This window comes from Aeromonas sp. sif0611 (genome assembly GCF_019218845.1).
GTDB lineage: Bacteria > Pseudomonadota > Gammaproteobacteria > Enterobacterales > Aeromonadaceae > Aeromonas > Aeromonas media.
The window spans coordinates 25215-42010 of the sequence record NZ_JAHUWU010000011.1 but is presented as its reverse complement, the minus strand read 5'-3'; the positions used below and the strand labels follow the sequence as shown (position 1 = coordinate 42010).

Sequence of the window (16796 nt, the reverse complement as noted above, 5' to 3'; positions counted from 1 at the left end):
CCCCGTCGTCTGGCATCCGATAGCAACAAGGCCTCATGATGAGGCCTTGTTCGTTATTGCGCTGCCGGCTTGGGCTGTGGTGGACGCCAGAGCGGGCCGCTGCGTCCCTGGGCCGGGTAGCGTACGCCAGTCTCCCAGTCGCAAGTGGCTTCCCCGCTCGGGAAGCGCCATTCAAGGGCCGGGCTCTCAAGGGGGCCTCGCCAGCGCGCCAGCAGCTCGGCACAGCGCCGCTTGTTCAGCACGCCGAGATCCAGCTGCCACTGGTCGCTGGCGAGATCGACCCCGCCCTGCAACCCGAGCAGGTGGGTGATGGTGGAAGCCCCGCCCTGCTCGATCTGCAGCTTGCCCTGCTCAGCCCTGGCCTTCAGCCTGATGTGGTAGAAGGGGGTATCTCCCTGCTGCATCACCTGCCACAGGGTCTCGGGAGTCAGGGTGGGCGGGGTCGCCTCCTTGAGCCAGTTGTCCAGCAGCGGGTCTATCCCGACCTTGTCCCAGAAGGGATCCCTGGCCTCCAGGCTCAGGCTGCCCTGCAGGGTGCGGCGCCAGTTGCCGGGAGTCTGCTCCGGCTGGGGGGCCAGATCGGCCTGCAGATCCGTCTCCAGATCCACCTTGCCCGCCAGCGAGACAGGTGCATGCAGCAGTTCGCCCCACTTCTCCAGATCCAGCTGCTTGCCCTGCAGTTGCAGGCGGCTCTCCTGCCCGGGCACCTTGCCCCATTGGCCGCTGAGGCTGAGGGAGCCCTCATCCGGCAGCTCGCTGCTTAGCCTGTTGAGCTGCCAGGTGCTGGGGGTCAGCTCCCCGTCCAGCACGCCGTTGCGGGCACTCAAGCCATCCCACACCAGCTCGAACCACTTGCTCTCGATGCGGGTACGGCCGAGCAGCGGGCCCGGCTGGTTGTTCCTCAGGCTGAGATCGCTCAGATAGAGCTGCCAGCCGGTCAGGGAGAGGGGCAGGGTGTCGTCGAAGGAGAGCACCTTGAGCCTGTCGAAGGCCAGCTTGCGCACGTCGAGCTGCTGGGGGCGCCAGCCCTGCCACTCCTGCCACCACCCTTCCGGCAGGCTGATGTCCATGCCGCTCAGGGCCATGTCCTTGAGGGTCAGCTTTTGCAGCTGGGTGTCGAGGGCAAGCTCGACATTGAACTCCCCTTCGTATGCCTTGCCCTGCAGCTCGGCCTCGATCTGCCGGGGGGAGAAGGCGAGCTTGCCCTCGATGGCTTCCAGCTGGAACAGGCCGCGGCCCAGATCCCCTAGGGTGCCGGAGAGATAGCCGCTTGGCCGGCTGCCCGCCTGCCAGTCGAAGGCGGTGAGCTGACCGCTGAAGTTGTTGAGGGAGAGCTCCTGCTCTATGGCATTGACGCTGACCCGATCGAGCTGGCCCCGATCCAGGGTGATGCGGCGCAGGGGGAGCTCGCTAGGGGGGATGTCACCGAGCTCGACCCGCATGCCACGGGCCTTCAAGGCGTGCAGTTGCAGGCTGCGCTCCGGCCAGTTCAGCACCATGCCGGTCTCCAGCAGACCCTCGAACAGGTTGGTGGTCAGCTTGTCCGTGCTCAGCACCTGCCCCTCCAGTCGCCCCTTGAGGCTGAGGCGGGCCAGGGTGAGCTGCGGCGTCTCCAGCTGGTTGATGCCCAGGGTCAGGTTGGCCTGGGGCTTGCGTTTCGGGTCGATCAGCTCCCAGTCGCTCAGGGTGGCGCTCAGGCCGCGCAGGGTCAGGGCCTCGCTGTACAGGCTCAGGTTGTCTATGGTGCTGTCGCTGATGGTGAGGGAGTGCACCGGCAGGGTCGGCAGCTGGTTCGGCAGCGGCAGCTTGATGACGGGGCGGATGAGATCCAGGTGGGCGATGCGCACGTCCCGGTTCAGCCAGTCTATGTTGTCTATCTCCAGATAGATCTTCTCCAGCTGCACCGCATCCCCGTATTGCACCTGCTCCGCCAGCAGGGTGTAGGGGTGAAGCGGGTTGAACACCAGCCGGCCTATGGTGACAGGCACGCCGGTCTGCTGGCTGATCCAGCTGGCGATGGGGCCCTTGGCCCGTTCGGCGTCGAACAGGCCGAGGCCGACCCAGACGAATAGCAACAGGAAGGCAAACAGATAGAGCAGGGCGCGTAGCCAGGAATTCATGGATGCTTTCCTCCTGTTTTGGGGTGTGTTGTCAGGCGTTTGAGTAGTGATCCCGCAGGCCGAGCCAGCGGCGGATCAGCGGTTCGACATGGTTGGGATGACGGTCCATGAGGAAGCGTGCCATCTTCTGCACCTGGGGAATGAGTGGTTGATCGCGCACCAGATCGGCGATCTTGAGATCCGCCAACCCGGTCTGGCGGGTGCCGAGCAGTTCCCCCGGGCCGCGCAGCTCGAGATCGCGCTGGGCGATCAGGAAGCCGTCGTTGGTCTCCCGCAGCACCCCGAGCCGGCTCTGGGCCGTCTTGGAGAGGGGGGCATGGTAGAGCAGCACGCAGTGGGAGGCCACAGATCCCCGGCCGACCCGGCCGCGCAACTGGTGCAACTGGGCCAGCCCCAGCCGCTCCGGGTTCTCGATGATCATCAGACTGGCATTGGGCACGTCCACCCCCACCTCGATGACGGTGGTGGCGACCAGCAGTTGCAATATGCCCGCCTTGAACTCCTCCATCACCCGCTGCTTCTCGACCGGGCGCATCCGACCATGGACCAGGCCTATGTGCAGGCCGGGCAGCCTGGCTTGCAGCTCGGCTGCCGTGTCTTCTGCGGCCTGGCACTCCAGCACCTCGGACTCCTCGATCAGGGTGCAGACCCAGTAGGCCTGCTTGCCCTCCTCGCAGGCGAGTTTGACTCGCTCGATCACATCCTGACGGCGGCTGTCCGGCAGGGCGACCGTAGTGATGGGGGTACGGCCCGGCGGCAGTTCGTCGATGACGGAGGTATCGAGATCCGCATAGGCGGTCATCGCCAGGGTACGAGGAATGGGGGTGGCGGTCATGATGAGCTGGTGGGGATGCACTCCCTCCCGCTCCCCTTTTTCACGCAGGGCGAGGCGCTGGTGCACCCCGAATCTGTGTTGTTCGTCGATGATCACCAGGGCCAGGCGCTGGAACACCACCTGCTCCTGGAAGATGGCGTGGGTGCCCACCACCATCTTGACGCTGCCGTCGGCAATGGCGGCCAGCGCCTCCTCCCGTGCCTTTCCCTTCTGCTTGCCCGCCAGCCAGCCCACCTTGATGCCGAGGGGTTCCAGCCAGTGGGCGAAGTTGATGGCGTGTTGTTCGGCCAAGAGTTCGGTCGGCGCCATCAGCCCCACCTGGCAGCCGTTGCCTATGGCTTGCAGCGCCGCCAAGGCTGCGACCAGGGTCTTGCCTGAGCCCACGTCCCCCTGCACCAGCCGCATCATGGGATGGCTGCGTTGCAGATCCTGGCTTATCTCCGCCACCACCCGGTTCTGGGCGCCGGTTGGGGTGAAGGGCAGGGCGCTTAGCAGCTTTTCCACCAGGGCCGGGGCCGGCTTGAGGGTGCGGGCCAGCTGGGTCTGCGCCTGGGCGCGTACCTTGAGGACGGAGAGGTTGTGGGCCAGCAGCTCTTCCAGCACCAGTCGCTGCTGGGCCGGATGCTGGCCGCTCTCCAGCAGGGCCAGCGCCACCGAGGGGGGCGGGCGGTGCAGCAGCTTCAGGGCGGCGGCGAGCTCGATCTGCTGGGGGTAGAGGCCGGCGGGCAGCAACTCCTCGACGCCATAGAGGTCGAGCTGGGCCAGCGCCTGATCCGTGAGGCTGCGCAGGCTGAGCTGGCGCAAGCCTTCGGTAGTCGGGTAGACGGGAGTGAGCGCCTCTTCGATCTGGCCGGCCTGCTCCTCGCCGAGCAGCTTGTACTCGGGGTGGGCCATCTCCAGTCCGTACTTGCCGGGACGGGCCTCGCCGAAGCAACGGATCAGGCGGCCCTGGGCCAGGCTGTTTTTCTGGGCGGCGGTGAAATTGAAGAAACGCAGTGTCAGGCTGCCGGTGCCGTCGCTGATGCGGCACACCAGCATGCGGCGGCGCCCCATGACCAGCTGGGTGTCCTGGATTTCGCCCTCGACGGCGCCGTGCAGCCCGGGGGGCAGATCGCCGATGGGCCACACCTGGGTGCGGTCCTCGTAGCGCAGGGGGAGGTGGAACAGCAGATCCTGTACCGTGGCCAGCCCCAGCCGCTCGAGCTTCTCCAGCATCTTGCTGCCGACGCCCTTGAGGCTATCGAGAGGAATTTTATCCAATTTCATCAATTAGATGCCCGAAAACACTGTAAATATGTCCAGATGATAGGGGTTGTTGCTGCCTCGATGCAAGCCGCGTTGCAGCGGCAGGGGCTCCCCGGGCGGTGTGAGAGGGCGCATACGACAAAGGCCTGCCGAACACGGGAGGCCTTTGGAGGGGCAGACAGGGAAGGCGGACAGGGCTTATATGATCCGCTTGAGCAGAATATGGGCCCTGACCCTGTGGATCCGGGCCAGCAGCTTGCGCACCTGCTCGGGGTAATCCTTGATCTGCTCGATCTGATCGAAGTGGCTGATGCGACGGGTGTGGGCCAGGATGCAGTCGCGCTCCTCCTGGAAGCGCACGCGCAAGTGGTGGTGGCGGTCATGGACCAGCAGGCCGTTCTCCAGATCCAGCGCCCAGGCACGGGGGTTGAGGTTGTTGCCGGTGAGCAGGGCCCACTCCTCGTCCACGAAGATCCCCTTGAGGTGATAGGAGTTCTTGTCACAGCACCAGAGCATCAGGTTGAGACGGCCGCTGTCGATGTGGTGCTGATTGCGCTCGGCAAACTTGCGCAGGTTGGTCTCGTAGAGATAGGGCAGGCCGCCTATGGTGGAGAATTTCTCCTCCGGCGGGATGAAGAAGTCGTTGGCAGTCTTGTCGCCCACCACTATGGTCACCTTGCAGCCGCGCTTGAGCAGCGCTTCCACATCCTTGTTCAACTCCTTGGGGGGGTTGAAGTAAGGGGTGCAGATGAAGATCTCCCGCTCGGTGGCCCGCACCAGGTTGCGGATCATCCGGTTGAGCTGGTTGCCGCGCTTGCCCAGGCCCACCATGGGGGTGATGGCGATCTCCTGGCTGTTGGCCGGTATGCTCTCGAATCGGTACTGGCTGGTGCGCAGGTTGTGCTTGAAGCGGCGGATCTGTCCCTTGAGCTGCTTGGCGCCCGGGATACCGGGGCGATCCAGCCGCTGCACGGCTTCGCTCTTGAGGAAGACGTCATCCACGTAGTTGACCATGCTGCGGGTCAGCGCCTGGCTGTGGATCTGGTGATAGCGATCGAAGCGGTAGCGCTCCTGCTGGTGCAGGTAGATGTCGTTGAGGCTGGCACCTGAGTAGAGCAGGATGTCGTCGAAGATGAAGCCCTTGAGGTGCAGGACGCCGAGCAGCTCGCGGCCCTTGACCGGCACACCGTAGATCTCTATCTGGTGTTCATGGCGGGCGGCCATGGCCTGATACATCAGGTGGTTGCCCCCCTGTTTGCCCTTGCCGATCAGGCCGCGCTGGGCACGGTGGAAGTCGACGAAGACCTTGATGTCGAGGGCGGGGTTGCGCTGCTTGGCGGCGTAGAGGGCGGAGAGGATTTCCCGTCCCGCCTCGTCATCTTGCAGGTAGAGGGCGATCAGATAGATACGCTGGGTCGCGCCCGCGATGAGCGAGAGAATACGGCTCTTGAAATCCTTGGCGCTGTTGAGTACCTGGAACTGATCTGCGGCAACCGCGATCTGGGGTAAACGTGCCAGCAACTGTCGATAATGTGCCGATGAATGCATAGAGAAGCCTGAAATCACGGGATGAAGCGTTCCACTCGGGGCGATGAATAGGCAATTCTAGCAATCTGTGGCGACGGGCCCAAGCAAGAATCCGTAAAAATGTCGATGGGACGCCATATCGGGGCCGGCAGATGCGGCCCCGATATGGTGGGTTTAGAAGACGATGCTTGCCATGGCAACGATGAGGAAGGCGATGGTACCGAGCAGTGTCTCCATCACGGTCCAGGTCTTGAGGGTGGTCTTCTCGTCCATGTTGAGGAAGCGGCTGACCAGCCAGAAGCCGGAGTCGTTGAAGTGGGAGAGCACGGTTGCCCCACCGGCGATGGCGATGACGATGAAGGTCAGGTCCAGATCGCTCAGCCCGGCCGTGGCCGCGACCGTCGGCGCCATCAGGGCGGCCGTGGTGGTCAGGGCTACAGTGGCAGACCCCTGGGCCACCCGCAGGGCGGTGGAGACCAGGAAGGCGGCCAGGATCACCGGCATGCCGGTGTCGGAGAGCACGTCAGCCAGGGCCGTGCCGATGCCGCTGGCACGCAGCACGCCGCCGAACATGCCACCGGCACCCGTCACCAGGATGACGGCGCAGACCGGGGCCAGCGCGTCGTTGCAGAACTTCTCGAGCTGCACCTTGCCCTGGGTCTGACGGAACAGCCAGAGGGCATAGAGCACAGTGATGAGCAGGGCCACCGGGGTCTTGCCGACCATGCGCAGCACATTGACCCAGTCCGCACCCTTGTCGATGACACCCATGACGCCCAGGGTGTTGAGGCCGGTATCCATGAAGATGAGCACCAGCGGCAGCAGCAGGATGGAGATCACTTGGCCGAAGCTCGGCGCCTTGTCGGAGAGTCGCTCTGCGGTCTCGGTGAAACTCGGGGGCAGGGGCAGCTCAAACTTCTTGCCGGACCAGAGCCCGAACAGATAGGCACCCAGATACCAGGTCGGCAGCGCGACCAGCAGACCCACTATGGTGAGCAGCCCTATGTTGGCACCCAGCAGTTCGCTGGCGGCCACCGGGCCCGGGTGGGGTGGCAGGAAGGCGTGCATCACCGCGAAGGCACCGGCGGAGGGCAGGGCATATTTGAGGACGGAGCCGCCGAACTGCTTGGCCACGCTGAAGATGATGGGCAGCATGACGATGAGGCCGGCATCGAAGAAGATAGGGAAGCCGAACAGCAGGGAGGCGACCCCGAGCGCGAAGGGTGCGCGGTGGGAGCCAAAGCGGTTGATCAGGGTGTCGGCAAGTACCTTGGCGCCCCCCGTCATCTCCAGGATCCTGCCTATCATGGCCCCGAGGCCGACCAACAGCGCGACCGAGGCCAGGGTGCCGCCGAAACCGGTCAGCATGGTGGGGATCACCTGGTCATAGGTGACCCCGGTGGCCAGGGCCGTCAGCATGCTGACCAGAGTCAATGCCACGAAGGCATGTACCTTGAATCGCATGATCAGCACCAGCAGCATGACGATAGCCCCAGCGGCTACCGAGAGCAGATAGGCGACATCGGGTGTGTTCATCGCTCCGTCCATAAAATGTCCTCAAATGGTTCTAGTAGTTGTTCTGCACATTTCTGTGCTCCACTTCACATTGCGCAACGTTACCGGTAACATGTTACCGGTAACGTGCTAACTTAGAACCCATCAGACAAACGTTTTTTGAAAAGTGAGAGAGAGGTCAAATAATGGCGGGCAAGAGCATTATCGTGATGGGTGTGTGTGGCAGTGGCAAGTCCAGCATAGGCCTCAAGGTGGCCAGCGCCCTGGGCGCCAAGTTCATCGACGGTGATGATCTGCACCCCCGCGCCAACATCCAGAAGATGGCGGGCGGCAACCCTCTCAACGACGAAGACAGGGCGCCCTGGCTGGAGCGGATCCGCGATGCGGCCTACAGCCTGGAGCAGAAGAACGAGCTCGGCGTCATCGTCTGCTCTGCCCTCAAGAAGCAGTACCGCGACCAGATCCGCGAGGGCAACGAATCGGTGCACTTCCTGTTTCTGGACGGCAGCCAGTCCCTCATTCTCGACCGGATGCGGGCACGCCAGGGTCACTTCATGCGGGAAGGCATGGTAAAAAGTCAGTTTGAGACCCTGGAGCGGCCGGATGGCGAGGCAGGTGTGTTTCGCGTCGACATAGATGGCACCTTCGAGCAGGTGGTCGACCGCGCCGTCACCGCCCTGGCGCAGGTGCAATGAGCCATTTCGCGCGCCCGGCCCCTGTCGATCGCGCCCGTATTTCCGTGTTGGAGACAATCCTATGACCCATCCCGTGATCACCGAAGTGACCAACCGCATCCGCGAGCGCAGTGTCGCTCGCCGCCAGACCTTTCTGGCTCGCATCCAGCGCCAGGCCGAGCAGGGCAAGACCCGCGCCTCCCTCTCCTGCGGCAACCTGGCCCACGCCGTGGCCGCTTCCAGCTGTGATGACAAGGGGCGCATCCTCGACATGACCCGCGCCAACGTGGCCATCGTCACCGCCTACAACGACATGCTGAGCGCCCATCAGCCCTATCAGGGCTACCCGGACATCATCAAGGGGGCGCTGGCCGGACTCGGCCACAGCGCCCAGGTCGCCGGCGGCGTGCCCGCCATGTGCGACGGCGTGACCCAGGGCCAGCCGGGGATGGACATGTCCCTGTTCTCCCGGGATCTCATCGCCCAGGCCACCGCCGTCTCCCTCTCCCACAACACCTTCGACGCCACTCTGCTGCTCGGCATCTGTGACAAGATAGCCCCGGGCCAGATCATGGGGGCCCTCTCCCACGCTCACCTGCCCACCGCCTTCGTGCCCGCTGGCCCCATGGCGAGCGGCATAGGCAACGACGAGAAGGTCAAGGTGCGCCAGCAGTACGCCGCCGGCGAAGTGGGCCGCGATGCCCTGCTCAAGATGGAGTGCGGCGCCTACCATTCGGCCGGCACCTGCACCTTCTACGGCACCGCCAACACCAACCAGCTGGTGTTCGAGGCCATGGGGCTGATGCTGCCGGGCTCCGCCTTCGTCCACCCCCACAGCGAGCTGCGCCACGCCCTCACCGAGGAGGCGGCCCGCCGCATCAGCGCCATGATCCCGGGCTCCCCGGCCTACCGCCCCCTGAGTGAGGTGCTGGACGAGCGCGCCCTGGTCAACGGCCTGGTGGCCCTGCTCGCCTCCGGTGGCAGCACCAACCACAGCATCCACATGGTGGCGCTGGCCCGCGCCGCCGGCCTGGAGCTGACCTGGGACGACTTGAGCGATCTCTCCGACGTGGTGCCGCTGCTGGTGCGCATGTACCCGAACGGCCCGGCTGACGTGAACGCCTTCGAGCAGGCGGGTGCCGTGCCTGGCCTGATGCGCCGTTTGGCGGAGGCGGACCTGATCCACCTGGATGCCACCCCGGTGTTTGGCGAGATGCAGGATTACCTGAGCCGCCCCGCGCTGGTGGATGGCAAGTTGGTGTGGCAACCGGTGGGGGAGAGTACGGATCCGAGCGTGTTGTCCGTCGCTGGCAGCGTGTTCCAGGCCACAGGTGGCACCAAGCTGCTCAGTGGCAACCTGGGCCGCGCCGTGGTCAAGGTCTCAGCGGTCGCCCCCGAATACCGGGTGATTGAAGCGCCGGCCCGGGTCTTCTCCTCCCAGCACGCGGTGGAGGCGGCCTACAAGGCCGGGGATCTCAATCAGGACGCCGTCATCGTCGTGCGCCACAACGGCCCGGCTGCCAACGGCATGCCGGAGCTGCACAAACTGATGCCGGTGCTCGGCAACCTGCAGAAGGCGGGTCACAAGGTGGCCCTGGTCACCGATGGCCGTCTCTCCGGCGCCTCCGGCAAGATCCCGGCCGCCATCCACGTCACCCCGGAAGCGTTGCACGGCGGGGCCATAGGCCTGCTTGCCGATGGCGATCTGCTGCGGGTGGATGCCGAGTCCGGTCGCCTCGACTGCCTGACCGATTTGAGTGGCCGTACCCAGGCCGAGATCGATCTCACCCTGGAACAAGAGGGGTGGGGCCGTGAACTGTTCAGCGTGATGCGTCGCGCGGTATCGAGCGCCGAGTGCGGCGCCACCATCTTTGACTGAGGAAGAGCTATGCAGAACTGGAAAGTGACCCCTGCCGAGGTGTTTGCCGCCTCCCCCCTGGTGCCCGTGATGGTCATCAACGACCTGGAGCAGGCCCTGCCGATGGCCAAGGCGCTGCTGGATGGCGGCATCTCGGTGTTCGAGATCACCCTGCGCACCCCGGTGGCCCTCGAGGCCATCGCTCTGATCGCCAAGGCGATGCCGGATGCCATGGTGGGGGCCGGTACCGTGCTCAACTGCGCGCAGTTTGATGCCGCCGTTGCCGCCGGTGCCCGCTTCGTCATCTCCCCGGGGATGACCCCGGCCCTGCTGGCCCACGCGGCCAAGAGCACGGCGCCGCTGATCCCGGGAGTTGCTACGCCGTCCGAGGTGATGCAGGCGCTGGAAGCGGGTTATGACCACCTCAAATTCTTCCCGGCCGAGGCGAACGGCGGCACCAAGGCGCTCTCCGCCATTGCCGCCCCTCTGCCCCAGGTTCGCTTCTGCCCCACCGGCGGCATAGGCCCGAAAAACGTCGCTGACTACCTGGCGCTGAAATGCGTGGCCACGGTCGGCGGCTCCTGGATGCTGCCCGCCGATGCGGTCAAGAGTGGCAACTGGGACGAGGTGACCCGTCTCTCCCGTGAAGCGGTTGAAATGGTTAAACGCTAAGCATCAGTTGTGCAGAAAAACCAAACAGGCCACCTTCGGGTGGCCTGTTTGCTATCGGCGTGGCTCTAGTCTGTGAGGGAGGGGATTATCCCAGACTCTCCCCAATATAGAGGGAGAAGCCCATGTCCTTGCGGTGCTCGGCCTGGGGTTGCCCATTGAGCCGGGCCAGCAGCATGGCGGCCGCCTCGCGGCCGATGGCCTCGCGCGGAGTGCTGATGCTGGCGAGCTTGGGGGTCATGGCGTGGCCGATGTCGAGGGCGTTGCAGCCGGCGATGGCAATCTGCTGGGGTACGGGTATCCACCTGGCCTGGCACTGCAGCAGGGCACCGACCGCCACGTCGTCGTTGGTGCAGAACAGGCCGTCCAGATCGGGGTAGCGGGCCATGGCCTGCTCCAGCAGCTGGCCCCCCAGGGTGAAGCTGGAGGACTGCTCGGTCAGCAGGTGCTGGCCATCCAGGCCGAAGTCCGCCATCGCTTGGTAGTAGCCCTCCATCCGCAACTGGGTACGCACATCGAGGCGCGCCCCCAGGTAGACCACCTTGCGCCGTCCCCGGCGCAGCATCTCTGTTACCATGGCCCGGGCGGCGGCCCGGTGATCCATGCCGACCACCATGTCGATGGGGGAGAGCGGCAGATCCATGGTCTCCACCACCGGGATGCCGGCGGTGGCGATCATCTTGCGGGTGCGATCCGTGTGCTGGGTGTCGGAGAGGATGAGGCCATCCACGTTGTAGGAGAGCAGGGAGGCGACCTGCTCCTCCTCCCGCTCCGGGCTGTAGCCATAGTGGGCCAGAAGAGTCTGGTAGCCGGCGGGCCGGGTCACCGCCTCTATGCCGTGGATCACCGCCGAGAAGACCTGGTTGGAGAGGGAGGGGATCAGGATGCCGATCGCTTTGCTGGTAGCGTTGGAGAGCATGTCCGGTGCCCGGTTCGGGATGTAGCCGAGCTCCTCCACCGCCGCGGCGATCCGCTCACGGGTGCCTTCGGCCACGGCGGACGGGTCACGCAGGTAGCGGCTGACGGTCATCTTGGTGACCCCGGTCAGGTCGGCGATGTCCTGCAGTGTGGGGCGGCGCTTGCGGGTGTCGTTCATCTCGGGATCCGGCAAAGAATGTTACAGGTAACATTACCGTTTTTGCGCAAAAAAGTCAGCATATGACGCCATCACAGGAGAGGCTGGGGATGATCAAGGGCAAGTGCTTCGAGGGGAAAAGGTTCGAGCAGCAGGAGGTGGAGGGGCAATCGTTCTCGGAGTGCCGCTTCGTCGGATGCAATTTCTCCTGGCTGGATCTGGGGGAGAGCCGCTTCGTCGACTGCAGCTTCTATGAGCGGGAGCTCGAGCTCGGCTGCCAGTTGCAGGGCTGCGATTTGCGAGAGGCGAGCTTCCTACGCTGCGATCTGACCCTGGCTGACTTCAGCCGCAGCCAGTGCCTGGGGCTGGAGATGCGCGACTGCCAGGCCATGGGCATCAACTTCGCCCACGCCAGCTTTGCCAACCAGATCACCGTCAAGAGCTACTTCTGCGAGGCCCATCTGACCGGCAACAACTTCAGCTACGCGAACTTCGACGGTTGCCTGCTGGAGAGGTGCGAGCTCGGCGGCAACCGCTGGCAGGGGGCCAGCCTGCTGGGGGCCTCATTGGCGGGATCCGATCTGAGCGGCTCCGAGTTTGGGCAGATCGACTGGACCAGCTTCAACCTACAGGGCTGCGATCTGCGCCAGTGCGACCTGCCCAGGCTGGATCTGCGCCGGGTCAACCTGGACGGCGTGCAGATCAATGAAGAGCAGCAGCAGGGGCTGCTGGAGCAGATCGGGCTGGTGGTCTTCCCCTGAGCGGGGTGGAAAAGAGGTAAGTTTTCATCAACGGGGGTGGGCGGCGTTGCTCTTCCCCTGCAAAGCAAAAAGCCTGCGCGATGCAGGCTTTTTGCTAGGTGAAGTGGTAAACGAAGCGGTGTTGCCGCCTTTGCACCCTCCTCCCCTCGCGGGAGAAGGGTTGGAGATGAGGGGGGCTGGCTCAGCGTCTGGCCAGCTGCTGTTGCCCGGGTTGATGGCCCCATCAGCAGGGGCTCAGCGTCTGGCCAGCTGTTGTTGGCCGGGTTGATGGCCCCATCAGCAGGGACTCAGCGTCTGGCCAGCCACTTGGTCGGGTTGATGGCCTCGCCCTGGTAACGGATCTCGAAGTAGAGACCGGGTCTGTCCTGACCGCCGCTGTCGCCGACCAGGGCCACGGGTTCGCCCTGCTCCACGCTCTGGCCCACCTGACGCAGCAGCGACTGGTTGTGACCGTAGAGGCTCATGTAGCCGCGGCCGTGATCGATCACCAGCAGCATGCCGAAGCCGTCGAGCCAGTCCGCATAGACCACCTGGCCCGGCGCGACTGCCTTGACCTGGGTTCCCTCGCTTGCGCCTATCAGGGTGCCCTTCCACTTGAGCTCGGCGGTGCGCGGCGAGCCATAGGAGATGAGGATGGGGCCCTGTACCGGCCAGCGCAGGCTGCCGTTGGTGCTGAGGCCGTTGTAGCTGCCACTTGCCTTGGTGCTGCTGCTGCGTGCGGCGGCTTGTTGCTTCGCCACCCGGTTCTGCTGTTCGGTGACTCTCTGCTGCTCGGCGGCGAGCCTTTGCTGTTCGCCGGCCTGCCGCTGCTGTGCCGCGATCCGTTGCTGCTCGGCAATCCGCTTCTGCTCGGCGGCCAGTCGCTGCGCCTCCAGGCGGCGCTGGCGCTCCTGCTCGGCCTTGATCTTGGCGAGGCGCTCCCGCTCGGCACGCTCACGGCGTTCCTGCTCTTCCCGCTGACGGCGCAGCTCTTCCAGCCGCGCCTTCAGGGCTTTCTCCGCCTTGACCAGTTTGGTGAGCTTCTGTTCGTCGTTTTGCACCGACTGCTGCAACTGGTTGCGCACCTTGGCCCGGCTCTGCTGGCTGGCCAGCAGGCTCTGGTGATGCTGCTGTTGTTCACTCAGCAGGGTCTGCAGCCTGGTCTCGGTCTCTTTGGTGGCCAGCTGGTTTTTCGCCAGCTTGTTGCGGGTGGCGCGCAGGGCGTCTATGGCCTCGATGCGGGCCTTGTTGAGGTAGTCGTAGTAATCGAGAGAGCGGCTCAGCTTGGCCGGATCCTGCTGGTTGAGCAGCAGCTTGAGGTAGTCGTGGTTGCCCGCCTGGAAGGCGCTTTCCGCCTGCTTGGCCAGCAACTGTTTCTGGTGTTTCGCTTGTTGTTCCAGCGCCAGCTTGTCCTGCTGCAGCTCGGCCAGCTTCTGCTGGTTCTGCTTCAGTTGCTGTCTGGTCTGATCCAGCTTGGCGGCGGCGGCCGAGATGGCCTGCTCGTCAGCCTTGAGCTGGGTGTTGAGCTTGGCAAGCTCCTGCTTGCTGAGCTTGAGGGTCTTCTGCTGTTCCTTGATCTCGGACTGCATGGCCCCCAGCTGCTGGTTCGCAGCCTGGGCCGTGCCGGCGCCGCCGACCAGGCAAAAAAACAGCGCGCCGGCCAACAGGCCGACGCGACTGGTTTTCTGTGAAATAACTTCGCATCCCCGCATGGGGCAGGATTATTTCAGAATCATCAGGGGCTTGCCAGTCATTTCCGGCGGGACAGGCAGACCCATCAGAGTCAGCATGGTCGGGGCCAGATCGGACAATTTGCCGCCTTCCTGCACCTCGGCCTTGCGACCGAAATAGATGAGCGGAACCGGCAGATTGGTGTGGGCGGTGTGCGCCTGACCAGTCTCTTCGTCCAGCATCTTCTCGGCGTTACCGTGGTCGGCGGTGATCAGGCACTCGCCACCCACTTCGGCCAGGGCCTCGGTGACGCGACCGATACAGTGGTCAACGGCTTCACAAGCCTTGACGGCCGCATCGAACACACCGGTGTGGCCAACCATGTCGCCGTTCGGGTAGTTGCAGATGATGACGTCGTACTTGCCGCTCTTGATGGCGCCGACCAGCTTGTCGGTCAGCTCTTCGGAGCTCATCTCCGGCTGCAGGTCGTAGGTGGCCACTTTCGGGCTGGCGACGATCTCGCGATCTTCGCCGGTGAAGCAGGACTCTTCGCCACCGTTGAAGAAGAAGGTGACGTGGGCGTACTTCTCGGTCTCGGAGATGCGCAGTTGGGTCTTGCCCTGCTTGGCCAGCCACTCACCCAGGGTGTTCACCAGGGCAGTGGGCGGGTAAGCACAGGCAGTCTTGATGTCGGCCGCATACTCGGTCAGCATCACGAAGTTCAGGGCCGGGGTGGCGGCACGGGCGAAGCCGGTGAAGTCGCTGTCGACGAAGGCGCGGGTGATCTCGCGGGCACGGTCGGCACGGAAGTTCATGAAGATCAGCGCATCGCCGTCTTCCATCGGGGCGGCGTCACCGATGCGGGTGGCCTTGACGAACTCGTCGTTCTCGTCGCGGGCGTAGGCATTGGCCAGGGCTTCGCTGGCGCTGTCGGCGGTGAACTCGCCCTTGCCCTGGGTCATCAGGTCATAGGCTTGCTGCACGCGATCCCAACGGTTGTCACGGTCCATGGCGAAGTAACGGCCGATCATGGAGGCGAAACGACCCTTGCCCAGACGGGCGAACAGGGCGTCGAACAGCTCGATGGAGGACTGGGCGGAGCGCGGCGGCACGTCGCGGCCATCCAGGAAGGCGTGGAAGTAGATCTTCTCGGCGCCACGCTTGGCGGCCATTTCGATCATGCCCATGATGTGCTCTTCGTGGCTGTGTACGCCACCCGGGGACATCAGGCCCATGATGTGCACGGCCTTGCCCTTGGTCACGGCGGTGTCAACAGCCTTGCCCAGCTCGACGTTCTGGAAGAAGTCGCCGTCCTGGATGTCTTTGGAGATGCGGGTCAGCTCCTGGTAGACGATGCGACCGGCGCCGATGTTGACGTGGCCCACTTCGGAGTTGCCCATCTGGCCGTCCGGCAGACCCACATCCAGGCCGGAGCCGGAGATCAGGGTGCTGGTGTAGTCACGGGCCAGACGATCCATATTCGGGGTCTTGGCGGCGGCAACGGCGTTGTGCTCTTGCTTGGTGCTGTAGCCCCAACCGTCCATGATGACCAGAACCAAAGGTTTCTTAGCTGTTGACATAAGACTATGTCCTCTCGGATAGGAATGAATTGCGGGAAGTGAAACTAGCGTAATATTACTACATCTGCCGAAATAGTCACCTGATAGCCAAGTCCCTCTTCCACCTCTGTTTTTACCTGTTATCCCACTGTTTTCGGCATGTTGCCGGCTTGTCTTTGTGCAGGGTTTTCCCCCTGGCGCCTCTCTCCCGAAGCGGGTGGCAGCCCTTCCCCAAGCCGGTTTTGGGACGGGCAATCCCTGATGGGAGCTTGCTCTCGCTTTGCCGCCAAGATGGCTGATCTTATCAAGGGCCCCATGTATACTCGGGCCCTTGTCTTGGTCCCTGGATAGTAGAAGATGCAAGAGTATTTGGATTTTGCGGCCCGCAACCCGCTGCTGGCAGCAGCCTGGTTCGGCCTGGCAGGCACCCTGGTGTATACCACTGTGCGTGCTCGTTTTTCTCCGGTGAAGGCGGTGAACAATCACGGCGCCACCCTGCTGATCAACCGTGAAAATGCCATCGTGGTGGACATTCGCAGTCAGGATGAGTTTGCCAAGGGTCATCTGGCCGGTGCCCATCATCTCCCCCTCACCCAGATCCAGGCGAACAATCTGGGCCCGGTTGAAAAGCACAAAGATGCCCCCATCATAGTGGTGTGCGAGTCGGGGATGACCGCTGGTGGCGCGGGTCGCCAACTGAGCAAGGCCGGCTTCAAACAGGTATATGTGCTCAGCGGTGGCATGGCCCAATGGCGTGCAGATAATCTGCCGGTGACCAAAAAACGCTGATTTAAGGGCCTGCGCCCACCTATTTTCTTAAAAAGGAATCAAACGAAATGGCTGACGAAATCAACAATCAGGAAGTGCAACCGGAATTCCACATCCAGCGTGTCTACACCAAGGATGTCTCCTTCGAAGCCCCCAATACTCCGCACATCTTCCAGAAAGAGTGGCAGCCGGACGTCAAGCTGGACATGGACACCAAGACCAATGTCCTGGCTGACGGCGTGTACGAGGTCGTGCTGACCCTGACCGTGACCTGCAAGCTGGAAACCGAAACTGCCTTCCTGTGTGAAGTGCAGCAGGCTGGTATCTTCACCATCGGCAACCTGCCGGAGCCGCAGCTGGCACACTGCCTGGCCGCCTTCTGCCCGAACATTCTGTTCCCCTATGCCCGCGAAGCCGTGGCCAACCTGGTGAGCAAGGGTTCCTTCCCGCAGCTGAACCTGGCACCGGTCAACTTCGACGCCCTGTTTGCCCAGCACATGGCACAGGTTCAGGCCCAGCAGGCAACTGCGGAAGCCTGAT

At 63.9% G+C, this 16796-nt stretch carries 13 protein-coding genes; 6 read left to right on the top strand and 7 right to left on the bottom strand.

Annotated elements, in window-relative coordinates; all coding sequences use genetic code 11:
• Positions 1-53: 53 nt before the first annotated feature.
• The 4 genes from KW824_RS19005 to KW824_RS18990 form a co-directional block, all read right to left on the bottom strand.
• Complete coding sequence (locus KW824_RS19005) at positions 54-2120, bottom strand: AsmA-like C-terminal region-containing protein (RefSeq protein ID WP_218410729.1); 2067 nt, start codon at positions 2118-2120, stop codon at positions 54-56.
• 31 nt (positions 2121-2151) lie between these two features.
• Positions 2152-4221, bottom strand: a complete 2070-nt coding sequence (recG, locus tag KW824_RS19000; protein ID WP_218410728.1) for an ATP-dependent DNA helicase RecG — start codon at positions 4219-4221, stop codon at positions 2152-2154.
• A gap of 177 nt (positions 4222-4398) precedes the next feature.
• On the bottom strand, positions 4399-5748 hold the full coding sequence (pssA, locus tag KW824_RS18995; protein WP_043133221.1) for a CDP-diacylglycerol--serine O-phosphatidyltransferase: 1350 nt from the start codon (positions 5746-5748) through the stop codon (positions 4399-4401).
• A gap of 153 nt (positions 5749-5901) precedes the next feature.
• Positions 5902-7263 carry a GntP family permease gene (locus tag KW824_RS18990; RefSeq protein WP_226171055.1) on the bottom strand — a complete coding sequence of 454 codons (1362 nt, stop codon included), beginning with the start codon at positions 7261-7263 and terminating at the stop codon, positions 5902-5904.
• Between the two features lie 164 nt (positions 7264-7427).
• Between KW824_RS18990 and KW824_RS18985 the strand changes: the two genes are divergently transcribed.
• From KW824_RS18985 to KW824_RS18975, 3 genes are all read left to right on the top strand, one after another.
• Positions 7428-7937, top strand: a complete 510-nt coding sequence (locus KW824_RS18985) for a gluconokinase (protein ID WP_005328545.1) — start codon at positions 7428-7430, stop codon at positions 7935-7937.
• Between the two features lie 61 nt (positions 7938-7998).
• Entirely contained in the window at positions 7999-9795 is a 1797-nt protein-coding gene (gene edd / locus KW824_RS18980) for a phosphogluconate dehydratase (protein ID WP_182786867.1), read from the top strand.
• Positions 9796-9804: 9 nt separating this feature from the next.
• On the top strand, positions 9805-10446 hold the full coding sequence (locus tag KW824_RS18975) for a bifunctional 4-hydroxy-2-oxoglutarate aldolase/2-dehydro-3-deoxy-phosphogluconate aldolase (protein ID WP_182786866.1): 642 nt from the start codon (positions 9805-9807) through the stop codon (positions 10444-10446).
• A gap of 85 nt (positions 10447-10531) precedes the next feature.
• On the opposite strand, the gene KW824_RS18970 is transcribed toward KW824_RS18975, so the two are convergent.
• Positions 10532-11539: a substrate-binding domain-containing protein gene (locus KW824_RS18970; RefSeq protein ID WP_182786864.1), complete on the bottom strand. Its 1008-nt coding sequence runs from the start codon at positions 11537-11539 to the stop codon at positions 10532-10534.
• An 89-nt stretch (positions 11540-11628) separates the two neighbouring features.
• Between KW824_RS18970 and KW824_RS18965 the strand changes: the two genes are divergently transcribed.
• On the top strand, positions 11629-12279 hold the full coding sequence (locus tag KW824_RS18965; protein ID WP_182786862.1) for a Qnr family pentapeptide repeat protein: 651 nt from the start codon (positions 11629-11631) through the stop codon (positions 12277-12279).
• A gap of 287 nt (positions 12280-12566) precedes the next feature.
• On the opposite strand, the gene KW824_RS18960 is transcribed toward KW824_RS18965, so the two are convergent.
• Positions 12567-13970 carry a peptidoglycan DD-metalloendopeptidase family protein gene (locus KW824_RS18960; protein ID WP_182786860.1) on the bottom strand — a complete coding sequence of 468 codons (1404 nt, stop codon included), beginning with the start codon at positions 13968-13970 and terminating at the stop codon, positions 12567-12569.
• A 9-nt stretch (positions 13971-13979) separates the two neighbouring features.
• Positions 13980-15509, bottom strand: coding sequence for a 2,3-bisphosphoglycerate-independent phosphoglycerate mutase (gene gpmM, locus KW824_RS18955; protein ID WP_218410727.1), 1530 nt, complete (start codon positions 15507-15509; stop codon positions 13980-13982).
• Positions 15510-15845: 336 nt separating this feature from the next.
• On the opposite strand from gpmM, the gene KW824_RS18950 reads away from it, so the two are divergent.
• Together KW824_RS18950 and secB are read left to right on the top strand one after the other, a co-directional pair.
• On the top strand, positions 15846-16277 hold the full coding sequence (locus tag KW824_RS18950; RefSeq protein ID WP_005328526.1) for a rhodanese-like domain-containing protein: 432 nt from the start codon (positions 15846-15848) through the stop codon (positions 16275-16277).
• A gap of 47 nt (positions 16278-16324) precedes the next feature.
• A complete protein-coding gene (gene secB / locus KW824_RS18945) occupies positions 16325-16795 on the top strand; it encodes a protein-export chaperone SecB (RefSeq protein ID WP_005328525.1) in 471 nt (156 codons plus the stop codon).
• Position 16796: the final 1 nt, after the last annotated feature.

Bases quoted from the DNA above. Each gene is read 5' to 3' on its own strand.
- KW824_RS18990 (WP_226171055.1), bottom strand. From the start codon at position 7,263: ATGAACACACCCGATGTCGCCTATCTGCTCTCGGTAGCCGCTGGGGCT.
- KW824_RS18975 (WP_182786866.1), top strand. From the start codon at position 9,805: ATGCAGAACTGGAAAGTGACCCCTGCCGAGGTGTTTGCCGCCTCCCCC.
- KW824_RS18985 (WP_005328545.1), top strand. From the start codon at position 7,428: ATGGCGGGCAAGAGCATTATCGTGATGGGTGTGTGTGGCAGTGGCAAG.
- KW824_RS18950 (WP_005328526.1), top strand. From the start codon at position 15,846: ATGCAAGAGTATTTGGATTTTGCGGCCCGCAACCCGCTGCTGGCAGCA.
- pssA (WP_043133221.1), bottom strand. From the start codon at position 5,748: ATGCATTCATCGGCACATTATCGACAGTTGCTGGCACGTTTACCCCAG.
- KW824_RS19005 (WP_218410729.1), bottom strand. From the start codon at position 2,120: ATGAATTCCTGGCTACGCGCCCTGCTCTATCTGTTTGCCTTCCTGTTG.
- secB (WP_005328525.1), top strand. From the start codon at position 16,325: ATGGCTGACGAAATCAACAATCAGGAAGTGCAACCGGAATTCCACATC.
- KW824_RS18970 (WP_182786864.1), bottom strand. From the start codon at position 11,539: ATGAACGACACCCGCAAGCGCCGCCCCACACTGCAGGACATCGCCGAC.
- KW824_RS18965 (WP_182786862.1), top strand. From the start codon at position 11,629: ATGATCAAGGGCAAGTGCTTCGAGGGGAAAAGGTTCGAGCAGCAGGAG.
- recG (WP_218410728.1), bottom strand. From the start codon at position 4,221: ATGAAATTGGATAAAATTCCTCTCGATAGCCTCAAGGGCGTCGGCAGC.
- KW824_RS18960 (WP_182786860.1), bottom strand. From the start codon at position 13,970: ATGCGGGGATGCGAAGTTATTTCACAGAAAACCAGTCGCGTCGGCCTG.
- gpmM (WP_218410727.1), bottom strand. From the start codon at position 15,509: ATGTCAACAGCTAAGAAACCTTTGGTTCTGGTCATCATGGACGGTTGG.
- edd (WP_182786867.1), top strand. From the start codon at position 7,999: ATGACCCATCCCGTGATCACCGAAGTGACCAACCGCATCCGCGAGCGC.